This is a genomic window from Pseudoprimorskyibacter insulae (genome assembly GCF_900302505.1).
GTDB lineage: Bacteria > Pseudomonadota > Alphaproteobacteria > Rhodobacterales > Rhodobacteraceae > Pseudoprimorskyibacter > Pseudoprimorskyibacter insulae.
In genome coordinates this window covers 150,559-165,134 of record NZ_OMOJ01000001.1, presented here as the reverse complement: position 1 = coordinate 165,134, position 14,576 = coordinate 150,559, and the positions used below count along the sequence as shown (strand labels likewise).

15 protein-coding genes are annotated in these 14,576 nt (G+C 60.1%); 2 read left to right on the top strand and 13 right to left on the bottom strand.

The features are described 5' to 3' along the window. Position 1 precedes the first annotated feature (1 nt). The 8 genes from PRI8871_RS00870 to PRI8871_RS00835 are packed head-to-tail and all read right to left on the bottom strand — an operon-like array spanning position 2 to position 7,477. Positions 2-1,651, bottom strand: coding sequence for a hypothetical protein (locus tag PRI8871_RS00870; RefSeq protein WP_146188624.1), 1,650 nt, complete (start codon positions 1,649-1,651; stop codon positions 2-4). Continuing rightward, positions 1,651-2,778 carry a protein-glutamate methylesterase/protein-glutamine glutaminase gene (locus tag PRI8871_RS00865; protein WP_108884298.1) on the bottom strand — a complete coding sequence of 376 codons (1,128 nt, stop codon included), beginning with the start codon at positions 2,776-2,778 and terminating at the stop codon, positions 1,651-1,653. Before PRI8871_RS00865 ends, PRI8871_RS00870 begins: the two co-directional genes overlap by 1 nt. Beyond that, a complete protein-coding gene (locus PRI8871_RS00860) occupies positions 2,775-3,602 on the bottom strand; it encodes a CheR family methyltransferase (RefSeq protein WP_108884297.1) in 828 nt (275 codons plus the stop codon). Before PRI8871_RS00860 ends, PRI8871_RS00865 begins: the two co-directional genes overlap by 4 nt. Beyond that, positions 3,599-4,102, bottom strand: a complete 504-nt coding sequence (locus PRI8871_RS00855; protein ID WP_108884296.1) for a chemotaxis protein CheW — start codon at positions 4,100-4,102, stop codon at positions 3,599-3,601. Before PRI8871_RS00855 ends, PRI8871_RS00860 begins: the two co-directional genes overlap by 4 nt. Next, complete coding sequence (locus tag PRI8871_RS00850) at positions 4,089-4,613, bottom strand: chemotaxis protein CheW (RefSeq protein ID WP_108884295.1); 525 nt, start codon at positions 4,611-4,613, stop codon at positions 4,089-4,091. The genes PRI8871_RS00855 and PRI8871_RS00850 overlap by 14 nt, the downstream gene beginning before the upstream one ends. Next, positions 4,610-6,820, bottom strand: a complete 2,211-nt coding sequence (locus PRI8871_RS00845) for a chemotaxis protein CheA (RefSeq protein ID WP_108884294.1) — start codon at positions 6,818-6,820, stop codon at positions 4,610-4,612. The genes PRI8871_RS00850 and PRI8871_RS00845 overlap by 4 nt, the downstream gene beginning before the upstream one ends. Continuing rightward, positions 6,817-7,182 carry a response regulator gene (locus tag PRI8871_RS00840; protein ID WP_108884293.1) on the bottom strand — a complete coding sequence of 122 codons (366 nt, stop codon included), beginning with the start codon at positions 7,180-7,182 and terminating at the stop codon, positions 6,817-6,819. The genes PRI8871_RS00845 and PRI8871_RS00840 overlap by 4 nt, the downstream gene beginning before the upstream one ends. Positions 7,183-7,240: 58 nt before the next feature. Continuing rightward, on the bottom strand, positions 7,241-7,477 hold the full coding sequence (locus PRI8871_RS00835) for a hypothetical protein (protein WP_108884292.1): 237 nt from the start codon (positions 7,475-7,477) through the stop codon (positions 7,241-7,243). A 234-nt stretch (positions 7,478-7,711) separates the two neighbouring features. Between PRI8871_RS00835 and PRI8871_RS00830 the strand changes: the two genes are divergently transcribed. Beyond that, the gene (locus PRI8871_RS00830) at positions 7,712-8,698 is read left to right on the top strand and encodes a LysR substrate-binding domain-containing protein (RefSeq protein WP_108884291.1); all 987 of its coding nucleotides are present in this window, start codon (positions 7,712-7,714) and stop codon (positions 8,696-8,698) included. On the opposite strand, the gene PRI8871_RS00825 is transcribed toward PRI8871_RS00830, so the two are convergent. The 5 genes from PRI8871_RS00825 to PRI8871_RS00805 form a co-directional block, all read right to left on the bottom strand. Continuing rightward, entirely contained in the window at positions 8,699-9,181 is a 483-nt protein-coding gene (locus tag PRI8871_RS00825) for a cupin domain-containing protein (protein ID WP_108884290.1), read from the bottom strand. Between the two features lie 66 nt (positions 9,182-9,247). After that, positions 9,248-10,000 carry an SDR family NAD(P)-dependent oxidoreductase gene (locus tag PRI8871_RS00820; protein WP_181389331.1) on the bottom strand — a complete coding sequence of 251 codons (753 nt, stop codon included), beginning with the start codon at positions 9,998-10,000 and terminating at the stop codon, positions 9,248-9,250. A gap of 13 nt (positions 10,001-10,013) precedes the next feature. After that, positions 10,014-11,057 (bottom strand): transketolase family protein, encoded by a 1,044-nt coding sequence (locus tag PRI8871_RS00815; protein ID WP_108884289.1) that lies wholly within the window; start codon positions 11,055-11,057, stop codon positions 10,014-10,016. Between the two features lie 106 nt (positions 11,058-11,163). After that, positions 11,164-12,003, bottom strand: a complete 840-nt coding sequence (locus tag PRI8871_RS00810) for a transketolase (protein WP_108885162.1) — start codon at positions 12,001-12,003, stop codon at positions 11,164-11,166. Positions 12,004-12,161: 158 nt separating this feature from the next. Then, positions 12,162-13,811, bottom strand: coding sequence for an electron transfer flavoprotein-ubiquinone oxidoreductase (locus PRI8871_RS00805; RefSeq protein ID WP_108884288.1), 1,650 nt, complete (start codon positions 13,809-13,811; stop codon positions 12,162-12,164). Positions 13,812-14,098: 287 nt separating this feature from the next. Between PRI8871_RS00805 and greA the strand changes: the two genes are divergently transcribed. After that, positions 14,099-14,569: a transcription elongation factor GreA gene (gene greA / locus PRI8871_RS00800; RefSeq protein WP_108884287.1), complete on the top strand. Its 471-nt coding sequence runs from the start codon at positions 14,099-14,101 to the stop codon at positions 14,567-14,569. The last annotated feature ends 7 nt before the right edge of the window (positions 14,570-14,576 follow it).

Here is a 14,576-nt window from a genome sequence, read left to right as displayed (position 1 = left end):
CTCAGAACAGGATCGCGCTAAGATCATCCTCGGCGGGCGCAGGTTTCGCCGGGGCTTTGGTCGGTTTCGGAGCGCCCACAAGGTCGGCAAAGACCAGATCATGCAGATCGCGTTCCTCGGCCATCGAATACTGTTTGCGCAGCTTATTCAGCGTAGCTTTGAAGCCTTCGTTGACCTCAAGACCCGCGGGCAGAGTGGCCGACATTTTGCCCCGCACCCGCGACCATTCCTCGCCCAGCGCATCTTTGTAATGCTTCAGGGTTTTGCGGGCGCTTTCCAGCGTCTGGATAATCGTGCGGCTATCGGTTCCCAGCCCCGGCAAGGACCGGACCACGACCTTTTGCGAATGCGATAGCGCCGCCAGATCAATGCGATGCGCGGCTTCTTCCTCTTGCATATGCGCGGCGATTTCGCTTCCGGCCAGATGGGCCTTGGTGTCGTCCAAGGCTTCGGCGAACTTGGCAAAAATCTCGGGCACGGCCGAGATGACCTCGTTGATCTGCTGAGAGATCACGATCATATCGGCGGCATGTCCGCCCACACGGGCGCAAGCAATGATCGTGTTGATCGAGGTCAGCTGCATCTGGAACGCGGCATTGCCCAGCTTGTCGGAATGTTCGCGCAGATTGTCGTCACATTCCTTCAGTGTCGCAAAGGCCTGACGTGCCTCCTGCGGCAACTGATCAGTGATGTTGCTCATTTCAATGGACTCGGACCGCAGGCTACGCAGGCGCCCATTGTCAAACACCTTCAGAACCGCAGCGCAGTTGGTGTCCAGATCGGGCAGGCCTTTGAGCACATTGTCCAGCAGCTCCAACGCGCGAACCACGTCTTCATAGGCGGCCTTGGTGGTGTGGGCCAGTTGCATGCCCGACAGCATATCAAGCGCCTGACGTTCCGGCGTATTGGACGGATAGCGGCGGGCCTCATCGCGGATCTGAATGACATGGGTCATACGCTGGCACGCGCGGTCCCCGGCCTGCAGGGCGCCGATGATTTCGGCCACGGCCCCGGCCAGATAATCCGTGTAGGTGCCCAGCCAGTTGGCCGATTTACGCGACACGCCCATGCCCTGATACAACGCATCCTGAAGGGTCGAAAGCTCCTCTAGGCGCGGCAGCAGGTTGGTCGAGAAGTCATTAGACCGATGATCCACAGACTCCGAAATGACCGCGATGGCCCGTTCGGTCTGGTCCATCACTTCGAACATCTCGCTGACTTGGCGATTGGCCACATCGGTGATTTCGGAAATATCCGCAGACAGCCGCACCATCTGGTCGCCTTGCGGCAAGTGGCGATGCCCCTGCGCGATGATCCGGGCGTTCAGCGCGACGATATTGGCCGATTGAATATTCTCGTTCAGCTCTTTCAAGTGGTGGCCCATGCGGCGACTGTTGCGGGCCACACCGTCAACGAACCCTGTGGCCTGCCCGACCTCGCGGCGGATGGCATCCACCCGCTCAGACAAGGCGTTTCGCTGGTCCTCAAGCTGTTCCAGACGTTCCGCCCCAAGGGCCGAGGCCAGATCGGAAATCGTTCCCCGCAAGCGGTGACCTGTCTGAGACGCATAGAAAAGATCATCCAGAACAGTGGTGAACACTGTTTCGATTTGCCCCATAGGGCCGGTGATTGATGCTGTTTTCATAGTCATTACCAGGTTCCACTCATGGCCGCACCGCGGTTGTGGTTTCGTTTGAATTGCATGATCTGCCCGGCGATCTGATCAAGCGGCACCTGCCGCTCGATTGCACCGCGTTCAACCGCTTCACGCGGCATCCCATATACGACGCAGCTTGCCTCGTCCTGAGCGATCGTTTTTGCCCCCGCATCGCGCATCTCAAGCATGCATGTTGCGCCGTCGTCGCCCATGCCTGTCATGATCACCCCCAGCGCATTTGCCCCCGCCGAGATCGACAAGGACCGGAACAGCACATCGACCGACGGTTTGTGACGGCTGACGGGCGGGCCGTCGATCACTTGCACGCGGTAAACGCCCTGCCGATAGTTCACCGCGATATGCGCATGCCCCGGCGCAATCAGGGCCAGCCCGTCACGCATCACATCCCCATCCTGCGCTTCGCGCACTTCGATGGCGCAAAGCCCATCCAAACGCTTTGCAAAGGCTGCGGTGAATTTCTCGGGCATGTGTTGAACGATGGCGATCGGCGGGCAAGACGGGTCCAGCTTGGCCAGCACCTTGGCCAGCGCCTCGGTTCCGCCGGTTGACGCGCCGATCCCCACAACGCCGGGCGTGCGCGGGTTGGTCGGCGTGTTCGGCCCGCGCGATGGCATAATGGCGTCAGCGGTCAGTTTCTTGCCGGGCGTCAGGGCGCGCGGCTCTAATTGTGGCGGCGGGGCGGAGCGACGCACCCGCGCCTGCGACGCTGCGTGGATCGCGTCAGATACACGCATAGCCGCATCTTCACTGCCGCCGGGGCCAAGGTCTGATTTCGACAGAACCTCGACCGCACCGATTTGCAGCGCTTTCATTGTTGCTTCGGAGCCCGACGACGTGTGGTTCGAACAGATCACCACCGGCAGCGGGCTTTGCGTCATGATCCGGCGCAGGAAGGTCAGCCCATCCATGCGCGGCAGCTCAATGTCCAGCATCATCACATCGGGCTGGCTTTCGCGCATTTTTTCGACTGCGTCGAAGGGGTCACGCGCCATTACAGTCACGCGCAACGCCGGGTCTTTTTCGACCAGACGTTTCAGCATTGTGCGGGCCGTCAAGGAATCTTCGACGATCATCACGCTGATTTGCGAGCCTGCGGTCATGCTTCATTCACCTTTTGGAAAACTGCGGATGTTCTTGCGGTCAAACGGGGGTCGTCAACGGCCATCGCTTCTGAATGGCCGACAAATAGGTATCCCCCCGTTCTGAGATGGTCGGTCAAAGCCGAAACAACAAAAGCGCGGGTGGGCACGTCAAAATAGATCAGCACATTGCGCAGGAAGATCGCATCAATGTTCCGATCGACCGGGAAGTTGCCTTCGATCAGGTTCAGCTGGCCGAACTTCACGCGCGATTTCAGATTGTTCTTAACCTTGATCGTTGTGTCATTGACCAACTGGAAATACCGATCGCGATAGCCCTTTGGCACCGACCGCACGCCTTCAAGCTGGTACTCGCCAGCGTCGGCTTTGCTTAGAATGCTTTTCGATATGTCCGTGCCCAAAACGCCAAAGTTGAACCCCGGCGACCGGCGGCTGTATTCCGACAGCAGCATCGCGATGGAATAGGCCTCTTCGCCCGAAGAACTGGCCGCGCTCCAGATTTTGAACAACCGGTCTTTGTCGTGGTGCGGCAGCACCTGCTTGGCCAGAAATTCGAAATGCGGTGCCTCGCGGAAAAATTCCGTCCGGTTGGTGGACATCAAATCCACAATACCCGGCAGTTCCTGATCCAGCCCGCCTTCGTCAAAAAGGTGGCTCAGGTAGGCCGTGATGTCCGGCAAGTTCAGCGCCGCAACGCGTTTGCGCAGTCGGCCCTCAACCAGATGGTTCTTGGATTGCGGAAGCGTGATGCCGGTCGTCTTGGCCAGCATCGCGCGAAATTTTTCAAGGTTTGGATTTTCGATCACAATAGTGTCCGGGGTCATGGCAGGGCCTCGGTGTCGGGTGTGACGGGATTGCAGGACAGATCTGCCACCACATCAGATTTCAGCAAAACATCAGGGTCCAGAAGGGTGATCGCGGTGCCGCCGATATGGCCAATGCCGCGCACAATGCGGCTGTCCCAGTTCAGCAAACCTTCCACACCCAACGGATTAACCGTGTCATCGTCAAACCGCGCGACCTCATGCACGCGGTCCGTGCGGATCGCGACGATCACGGGTTTGCCTGCAGGCTGCACCTCGATCACCACCAAACGCGTGGCCAGATCATCGGCGCGGGTTGGCATGGACAGCAGGCGGCGCAGGTCGATCATCGGGATCGGCACGCCGCGCAGGTCGATATGGCCCAGCACATAGGCAGGCGCATTTGGCAACGCGCTGGCCGGGCGGGCATCCAGAATTTCGCGAACGCGGCCCACAGGAATGGCCAAACGGTCATCGTTCAATCCGAAGGTCAGATAGGTCAGGTCTTCAGTCTTCGTCATTCTGCGCCGCCTCCCCACAGGTTCTGCCTTCTAGGTTGGCCTCGATCCGGGCGGCCAAAAGCGCCTCAACATCCAGAATATAAAGAAACGCATCGCGCCACCGCGACACGGCCGCCATCGCATAGGGCGGCCATTTGGGGCCAACATCCGGCACCGGCTGCACGGTCGAGACATCGACCGCGATCACCGCTTTCACGCTGTCGACGATCAAACCGGCCAGCATGATCCCGTCTTGGGTTGGGACTTCCAGCACCAGAATGCGCGTATCGGCATCTTGCGGCGTCATTGGAACGGCCAAGGTGCGCCGCAGGTCCACGATCGGCACAATCACCCCCCGCACGTTCATCAGCGCGGGCGCAAAATGATCGGTGCAAGGCACGCGCGTCAGCACGGTTGGCTCCAAAATCTCGCGCAGGATATCCGTGGGTACGGCCATGGCCTGACCGCCCAGTTCGAACACCACCACGCTTTTGAGCCGCGCATTCAGGTCCTTCTTGCGAACCGCCTTCATGCCGCCCTCTCTTTCAGGCGCATGTTCGCCCGCTGCGACATCACAAGCTGCGAGACATCGATGATCAGGGCGGCCGTGCCATCGCCAAGGATGGTCGCCCCCGAGAAGATTTTCATATGCGAATGCAGCGGCGACAGTTGCTTGATCACGGTCTGGTACGACCCGATGATCCGATCCACGACTAGCCCGACATTCAGCTTGTTGGTCTGAACCACAACGATTTTCGGATGCTCGTCCCGCGCGCCCGAGCAATTGAACAGCGCCCGCAGGTTCAGAACCGGCGACAGGGTTTCCCGGATCTCGGTCAAGCCGACGGGTTCGGACAAGTCCTTTAGTTCGGGCGGCAGTTCAAGGATCTGGTGAACGGCGGCCAATGGCACGGCGTAGCGGTCCTTGCCCACCTGAAGCAACAGCCCTTCCATAATCGCCAAGGTCAGCGGCAGCCGCAGGGTGAAGGTCGCGCCCTGCCCAAGCACGCTGTCAATCTCAAGCGAGCCGCGCAGGGATTCAACGGTTTGCTTGACCACATCGGTTCCCACACCGCGCCCCGACAGTTCGGTCACCGTATTTGCCGTCGAAAAGCCGGGGGCCATGACCAGCGCGTAGATTTCGCTGCGCGACAGGTTGGCGTCAGCCGAGATGATCCCGCGCTGAATGGCCCGTGCACGGATCAGATCGGGGTCCAGCCCCTTGCCATCGTCCGAGACCGAGATCAGCACATCCGCGCCGGAATACCGCGCCGACAAACGCACGCACCCACGCTCGGGCTTGCCTTCAGACAGGCGCAGCTTGGGGGCCTCTAGCCCGTGGTCCACCGCATTGCGCAGCAAATGCACCAGCGGGTCGGACAGCTTTTCGATGACTGTCTTGTCCAGTTCAGTCTGTTCGCCTTCGATAATGAAATCAAAGGCCTTGCCGGTTTTTGCGGCCAAGTCGCGGGCCAAGCGATGAAAGCGCCCGGTGATCGACCCTAGCGGCGTCATGCGAATTGCCATGGTCGTATCGCGCAGCCCGAAGGCAAGCCGCTGAATATCCTCGACGATGCCTTTCAGGCCTTCGTCCTGTAGGCCATCGGAAATTTCCGCCAAACGCGCCTCGGCGATGACCAGTTCGCCGACCTTGTCCATGATGTCGTCAAGCCGTTCAGCCGACACGCGCATCTGTGCCGCAGGGGCCGCGCGTACAGGTGCGATTTCGATCTCTTGATCCAGCTCGGGCCTTTCGAACACCCGCGCCGAGGCAACTGGCGCGGCGGGCGCTTGCAGAGGTTCGGACTGAAGCAAGGCCTCGAACCCGTCATCCGCATCTTCGCAGTCCTCATCGGCCATGTCGTCGTCTGGCATCGGAGGAATGCCATCCTCGAACCCGCCACCCGCCATGCTATCAGGCGCGACAAGCGGGGCCTCTGGGCCGCCCGCATCGATCAGGTCGTCCATCGAGCCAAGAAATTCGAACGTCCCCAAGTCACCCGCATCGTCTTCCTGCGGCGCGGGATCTGCGGCATCGCGGGTCAGGGTGAATTCCATCCGGTCCCGGTGGAACAAGAACACGTCGTCGATAGCTTCTTCGGTCACATCCGCCGGAAGGATCACCTCCCAACCGATATAAAGCTGGGTCTCATCCAACTGCGCAATCGGCGGCACGCGGTCGGTCAAGGCAGTAACAACCGTGTCCGGCCCGCCAATGTCGCGCAATTCAGTCAGCAGCCCAATGGGATTGCCGCCAATCTCCATGAAGTTTTCGGGCAAAAAGAACTTGAGCCGCCAAGGCCCTGTCAGATCTTCGACCAAAGGCGGCGCAACAGGCGGCTCAACGACATCGTGCGCAGGCGCATCCAACGCGCCGGTTGCGACGGCAAGATCCTTGCGCAACGTGTCGTCAAGCTCCGCGTCCGGGTCTTCGCCGATCAATAGCGACACGATCAAATCATGCGCCCGCAGGGACACTTCGATCATCGGGGGAGTGACCACCGCCGCACCCGACCGCACGCGATCAAACGCCGCTTCGAAATCGTGGATGAACTTGGCCATGCGGTCAAAACCGAACATGGCCCCGGTGCCTTTCAGCGTATGAAGATCCCGAAACACGCTGCCAACTGTCGCCATATCATCGGGCGACCGTTCCAGACTCAGCAAACCGGCCTGAAGGCTTTCAATAAGCTCCTCGGCCTCTTGCTGAAAAATGGCGCGTGTTTCGGCGTCGATCATCCAAGCACCTTGCGCACAACGGCCAAAAGCTGGGTCGGTTCAAACGGCTTTTGCATCCAGCCAAGCGCCCCGGCGGACCGCGCTTCTTCCTTCAGGGAAATCGCGCTTTCGGTGGACAAAAAGACAATCGGAATACCGCGGTTCTGCGGTTCTCCGCGGAAGGCGCGGATAAACTCCAGACCCGTCATGACGGGCATGTTCTGATCGGTGATTACCATGTCGAACCGTTTGGTGCGCGACATGCGCAGACCTTCGGCACCGTTTTCGGCCTCATGGACCTCAAACTGTGCCTGTGACAGCGTCATCGTGACCATACGGCGGACAGACGGGGAATCGTCCACGATCAGGATGTCTTTGCTCATTTTTTGCCCCTTGTGGCTGGGAAATCTGTGCGGTTGAACGTGCTCTGCAAGAAGCGTGCTAGAATGGGATCTTAACCCCGGCGAGGTCGGCCAATTCCGTCAGGCCTCCACTACCGGGCAACGGGCATTCTGCCGAAAGGCATATCTGGACGATGGCAAACCGAACCGGTTCCGGCGCATCCTCATGCACATCCACCGGCCCCGTCTGACCCGCTTGCAGCCGTTCACGCAACGGTTTGAGGTCATCAAACGTCGCGGAGGGTCCGATCTCGATGGGCGCAGCAGAAGAGGTCATGGGCAATACACCAAATGGCCGTTTAAGAAGTTGATCACATGCAGGCAGGCACGATCCATCCAACGGCGCACAGGCCATGAGGTTTAAGAAGATTCCCGCGTGGCGGCGTATCTTTGGGGGAAACGCTATCGAATCGTCACAGCGCGAACGCAGGCGGATTGTGACAATTCGCGGTTGGGCTTTTGAACCGATTGACGCTAAAGTCATACGCTAAATCACAGCCTTAGGCAGCGCATGGCCCGCGACGCAAATCTGAACGCATATCAATTCTTTGAAGCCGTCGCGCGGCGCGGAACGATCACGCTTGCCGCCGAAGAATTGGGCGTGTCGCCATCCGCCGTCAGCCAGCAGATCAAAGCGCTAGAGCAGCAATTGGGCATTCGCCTGTTTCGCCGGGAAGGTCGGATGCTGACCCTGACGATGGAGGGCGAGCAGCTGTTTCAGGCCAGCGCCACGGCCCTGCGCCTGCTGCGCGAAGCCCGTCGCAACCTTGGCAAATCACGTGAAGCGCGGCGGCTGGCCCTGCGGGTGTCGCCCAGCTTTGGCGTGCGCTGGCTGGGGCCGCGTCTGTCGGGGTTTCTGGCGCAGAACCCCGATTGGGATTTGCGCGTGGATGCCGCCCCCGACCCAACCAATTTCGACCGCGAAATCATGGATATGGACGTGCGGTACGGGTTTGGCGGCTGGGCCGGTCTGCACTGCGCCCCGCTGCTGCATGACTATGTGGTTCCCCTATGCAGCCCCGACTATCTGGCCGGGCTACCCACGACTGAGACAGCGACCGAACGGCTGGCCTCGGCCCGGTTGATCGACAGCGCGCGGGCGCTGTGCCAATGGGATTTCTGGCTGTGGCGGGCGGGGCTTGAGACGCGATCCAACCGCAAGGGCATCTTGATGGACCGATCCTCGATGGCGCTGCAACTGGCCGCCGATGGCGTGGGCGTGGTGCTTGAATCGCTGACGCTAGCCGCGCCGGAAATCAAGAACGGGCGGTTGGTGCCATTTCTGCCCGCCTATCCGGTTCTGTCCTTCCCCGCCTATTGGCTGGTCTGTCCGCACCGGCACCTGTCACGGCGCACGGTGAAGCTATTCCTCAACTGGATCGACTCGGAAATCGACACGTTCCGCAAGGATATCAATACGATCATCCAAGACCACGGCCTGCGCTGCGAAGACGTGGACGCCGCACAGGAAATGATCCGTGGCGGGTCGCGCGGCTAGTTACTTCTTTCCGCCCTGCGGCTCATCTATGTCGGCGATATCGACCAGATTCCACGGCAGCCCGATCTGCCGATAGATGCGCTTGCCCAGACGGGTGTAATCGCCCACGTCATGTTCAAGCCGCTGGCCCACGACAATCGCGCGGAACGTCTCGGACCCCGTCACCTCAATCGAATGGGCCTGCCCGCCTTTGCGATATCCAATGAAATCGCCGGGGCCGATGGGAAAACTGTCTTCGCCAATGATCGCATTGCCCGTGCCCGCCAGAACGTAAACGCATTCGTCTTCGTGGTAATGGACGTGGTGCTCGGTCGTCACATGGCCCGGTTCGACCTCGACAATGTGAAAGCCAAAGCCGGTTAACCCCGTCAGATCGCCCAAGGATTTGTTCACGCGCTTGGCGTTGTCGTTCAGGAAATGCGTCTTGTTCAGCCCATCCATCGCGTCGATGTCGCTGGCTTTGACGATATAGGTGTCGCTCATTTTGGCCCCCAAAGAAAAACTGCGCCGCAATGGGCGCAGTTTACGTCACAAACGGGGATCAGCGCATCAGTGAATGAGCGAGCCGCCGTTCACATCTACTTCAGAGCCCGTGACATAGGCCGACAGGTCCGACGCCAAGAACAGCGCACAGCCCGCCACGTCCGATGCCTCGCCCGCGCGGCCCATGGGGATGCCCGCCAGAATGCCGGTCATCATGTCGGGGGTCAGCTTGCCGCCGGTGATGTCGGTGGCGATGAAGCCCGGACAGATCGCATTTGAACGGATGCCATCGGGCGCCAGTTCGCGGGCCATCGCCTTGGTCAGGCCCAGAACACCGGCCTTGGCCGCCGAATAGTGCGGGCCGCCAAAGATGCCGCCGCCACGCTGCGCCGAGACCGACGACATATTGACCAGCTTACCAGTCTTGCGTTCGCGCATATGGGGGATGACGGCCTGGCTCATGTTCAGCGTGCCAAGCAGGTTCACATCCAGAACGGCGTCATAGTTTTCATGGGTGATGTCCATGATCTTCAGCGGCTGGGTGATGCCCGCGTTGTTGACCACGATGTCGATCTGGCCAAACGCCTCAAGCACAGCGGCGGCGGCAGCAACGCAGTCATCCTTGCGGGTCACGTCGCAGGCCAGACCGATGTGCGCTTCGCCGATGTCGGCGGCGGCATCTTCGGCAGCTTCGGCGTTCAGATCAAGGATCGCCACGCGGCAGCCGTGTTCGGCGAACAGTTTCGCGGTCGCTTTGCCAAGGCCGCGCGCGCTGGCGGCGCCAGTGATGATCGCGGTTTGTCCTTCAAGAAGTTTCATATTCAGCCTCTCCTCAGAGCCAGGATTTGATTTTTGCGGCAATGGCCGGAACCGAAATGCCGTATTGGTCATGCAAGGTGGGAAGCGCGCCAGCATCGAGGAACTCGTCCGGCAGCGCGATGGATTTGAAAGGCACAAAGACGCCTTCGCGCATCAGACCTGCGGCCACCGCCTCGCCCAAGCCGCCCACGATGGTGTGGTTTTCGGCGGTCACGACAAGGCGGCCCTTGCGGGCGGCTTCGGCCTTGATGGTTTCCAGATCAAGCGGCTTGATCGTCGGACAATGCAGCACGGCGCAATCAATGCCGTCTTTTTTCAGCGCCTTAGCCGCATCGATCGCGCGCATGGTCATGAACCCGGTCGAGATGAACAGCACGTCATTGCCGTCATGGATCAGCTGCGCCTTGCCCAGTTTGAACTGATAGCCGTATTCGCCCAGCACATTCGGCACCTTGCCGCGCAGCAGGCGCATATAGACGGGGCCGGGGTGGTCGGCTATGGCGCGGGTGGCCTGATCGACGTCGGTGGCATCACAAGGATCGACGATGGTCAGGTTCGGCATACCGCGGAAGATCGCCAGATCCTCGGTCGCTTGGTGGCTGGGGCCATAGCCCGTGGTCAGGCCGGGCAGCGCGCAGACGATTTTGACCGGCAGGTTTTCCTCGGCAATGGCCATGGTGATGAAGTCATAGGCCCGGCGCGAGGCGAAAACGGCGTAGGTGGTGGCAAAGGGCGTGAACCCCTCGCGGGCCAGACCAGCGGCAGCCGAGATCAGCACCTGTTCGGCCATACCCATCTGGTAGAACCGGTCGGGGTAGGCATTCGCAAAGACGTGCAGATCGGTGTATTTCGACAGATCCGCCGAAAGGCCAACGATATCGGCACGATCCTTGGCCAGATCACACAAGGCATGGCCAAAAGGCGCGGCGACGGTTTCGCGGCCTTCGGCATCCAGCGATGCAATCATCGCCGAGGTGGCCAGCTTTTCGTCCGGCGCGCGGCGGGCCTCATATTTCGATTTGCGGCGCGAATTGGGGCCAACGGGGGCTTCGATCATTTTTGAACCTCGGCTTTGGGGTTGGCGGTGAAATGGGGCTCTGCCCCGCCCCTGCCTGCGGCAGGGACTCCCCGGGATATTTGGGGCCAGAAAATGCAAGGGGCGATCATTCCGGGCGCTCCGCATCAATATGAGCGATGGCCTTGGCCCATTCCTGGGGTTCGACGCGCACGAAATGGGTGATTTCGCGGGTTTCGAGGAAGGGTACGCCTTTGCACATTTTGGTGTTGCAGATGATCACGCGCGGGCAAGCGCCATCGTGGTTGCGGGCCTTGTCGAACGCATCGACCACGGCGGGTAGATCGTTGCCGTCCACCTCTTGGGCGTACCAGCCGAAGGCGGCCCATTTGGCGGCCTCGTTTCCTTGGGCCAGCGCATCGCGGGTCGGGCCGTCGGCCTGTTGGTTGTTGAAATCGACCACGGCGATCAGGTTGTCGAGTTTCCACTGAACGGCGGACATCACCGCCTCCCATGTAGAGCCTTCGCCCAGTTCCCCATCGGACAGAAGGTTGTAGACGCGCTGATCGCCGCCTTTGCGCTTTAAACCAAGCGCTGCGCCCACAGCGATGCCCAACCCGTGACCAAGCGAGCCGCCGGTGATCTCCATCCCCGGTGTGTAGGCGGCCATGCCCGACATGGGCATGCGGCTGTCATCCATACCGTAGGTTTCAATCTCATCCTCGGGCAGGATGCCTGCCTCGATCATCGCCGCATAAAGCGCGATCGCGTAGTGGCCGATGGACAGGTAGAACCGGTCGCGCCCTTCCCATTCGGGATCATTGGCGCGGTAGTCCATGGCGTGGAAATAGGCGGTTGCCAGCACATCGGCCACGCCGAGCGCCTGCCCGATATAGCCTTGACCCTGCACCTCGCCCATTCGGAGGGCGTGGCGACGGATGGCCCAGGCCCTGCGGGCCAGACTGACGTTCGAACGTTGCTGGGTCATTGTGCCGGTCACGCGGGCCTCCCTCATCGGTTTGCGTGGAGGGAGTCCTAGCGGGACGGGCGCGGCATTCAAGCGAGAAAACTTAAAGGCGTTTGAAGCAGAGCTTCAGCATTCGGGCGGTACGAAAAAGGCCGGCGCTAAGGCCGGCCTGATCGCGATTACATGTTCGGGTAGTTCGGGCCATCGCCCCCTTGCGGCACCGTCCATGTGATGTTCTGGGACGGGTCTTTGATGTCGCAGGTTTTGCAGTGAACACAGTTCTGGAAGTTCACCACGAATTGCTTGGCGCCATCCTTTTCGACCACCTCATACACACCTGCCGGGCAATACCGCTGGGCCGGTTCGTCGAAGTCGCGCAGGTTGACCGCAACGGGGATCGTCGGATCTTTTAGCTTCAGGTGGGCCGGTTGGCTTTCTTCGTGGTTGGTGAAGCTGAAGCTGACGTTGGTCAGACGGTCAAAGCTGAGTTTGCCATCGGGCTTGGGGTAGTCGATTTTCGGATAGAGGCTGGCGCGACCGGTCGAGTCGGCGTCGTTCTTGCCATGCGACATCGACCCGAACAGCGGCTTGCCAAAGATCGAGGCGACCCACATGTCCAGACCGCCAAGCGCGAGGCTTGGCAGCATGCCCCACTTGGACCACATCGGTTTGACGTTGCGGACCTTGGACAGGTCTTTGCCAATCGCGCCGGTGCGCACTTCGGTTTCATAGGCGGTCAGCTCATCCGCCGAGCGACCGTCCTGAATGGCGTCGAACGCGGCTTCTGCGGCGGCCTTGCCCGACAGCATCGCGTTGTGGTTGCCCTTGATACGCGGGACGTTGACCATACCGACCGAACAGCCCAGCAGCGCCACACCCGGGGCCACCATTTTGCACATCGACTGTTCGCCACCTTCGGAAATCGCGCGCGCGCCGTAAGCCACGCGCTTGCCGCCCTCCAGCAGCTCGGCCACCATCGGGTGATGCTTGAAGCGCTGGAATTCCATGTAGGGATACAGATGCGGGTTGGCGTAGTTCAGGTGCACAACAAAGCCGACATAGACCTGATTGTTTTCCAAGTGATAGATGAACGACCCACCGCCCGCGTTGGAATTCAGCGGCCAGCCCATGGTATGCGTGACCGAGCCTTGCTTATGCTTGGCGGGGTCGATTTCCCAGATTTCCTTCATGCCGATGCCGAATTTCTGCGGCTCTTTCCCGGCTTGCAGGTCGTATTTGGCGATCACTTCCTTGGCGAGGCTGCCGCGCACGCCCTCGGACAGGAACACGTATTTGCCGTGCAGCTCCATGCCCGGTTCGGTGTTCGGCCCGTAGGAGCCATCAGCCTCAAGCCCGAAAACACCGGCGACCACGCCTTTAACTTCGCCATTGTCGCCATAGACCAGCTCCGAGCAGGACATGCCGGGGAAAATCTCAACGCCCAGGGCTTCGGCTTGTTCGGCCATCCAGCGACAGACATTGCCCATCGAGACGATGTAGTTGCCGTGGTTGTTCATCAACGGCGGCATGGGCGCGTTGGGAATGCGAAGCTGACCGGCTTCGCCCAGCATGTAGAATTTATCCTCGGTGACCGGGGTGTTCAGCGGCGCGCCTTTTTCTTTCCAGTCGGGGATCAGCGCGTCAAGCCCGCAAGGGTCCAGCACCGCGCCCGACAGAATGTGCGCACCAACTTCCGAACCCTTTTCAAGAACGACGACGTTCAGATCGGCATCCAGCTGCTTTAGCCGGATCGCTGCGGACAGGCCAGCGGGGCCCGCGCCAACGATTACGACATCATATTCCATCGCTTCGCGTTCAATCGTGCTCATCTCGGCTTCTCCCTCGGGTCTGCGAAATAATCTTGCGCGACTGAGTAGCGCGGCATTGCAGCATAGGTCAATTGGAACACGGCGTCGCGCACAATAAACATTCATCAAACTGACGCGTTTTGGCCGATGTGACATGTTTTGGCCGATATACAGGGTCTGCGGCGGTTTGGCTTGCCAAACCACGCCCGCAAAGGGCAATCTTGATCGCAAGCGAAACCCGTGAAATAGCGGGCATAAGAAAAACAAGCCCCGGCCATTAGGCCGAGCGGACAGTATCAGGTAGACCAATGGAAAAGATTCCCATGACCCGCGCGGGTTGCACCGCGCTCGAAGCCGAATTGAAAACGCTCAAATCAGAAGAGCGTCCCGCGATTATTCAAGCGATTGCCGAAGCACGAGAACTGGGCGACCTGAAAGAAAACGCCGAATATCACTCGGCACGGGAAAAGCAGGGCTTTATCGAAGGCCGGATCAAGGAACTCGAAGGCATCCTGTCGCTGGCCGAAGTGATCGATCCGTCCAAACTGTCCGGTGCGGTCAAGTTTGGCGCGACCGTCACATTGGTCGATGAAGACACAGATGCCGAGAAGACCTGGCAAATTGTAGGCGAATACGAAGCCAACATCGAAAAAGGGTTGCTGAACATCAAATCTCCTATTGCCCGCGCCCTGATCGGCAAGGAAGAAGGGGACAGCGTCGAGGTGAACACCCCCGGCGGCCAGAAGTCCTACGAGATTCTGACAATCAAATACGTCTGAGACCACC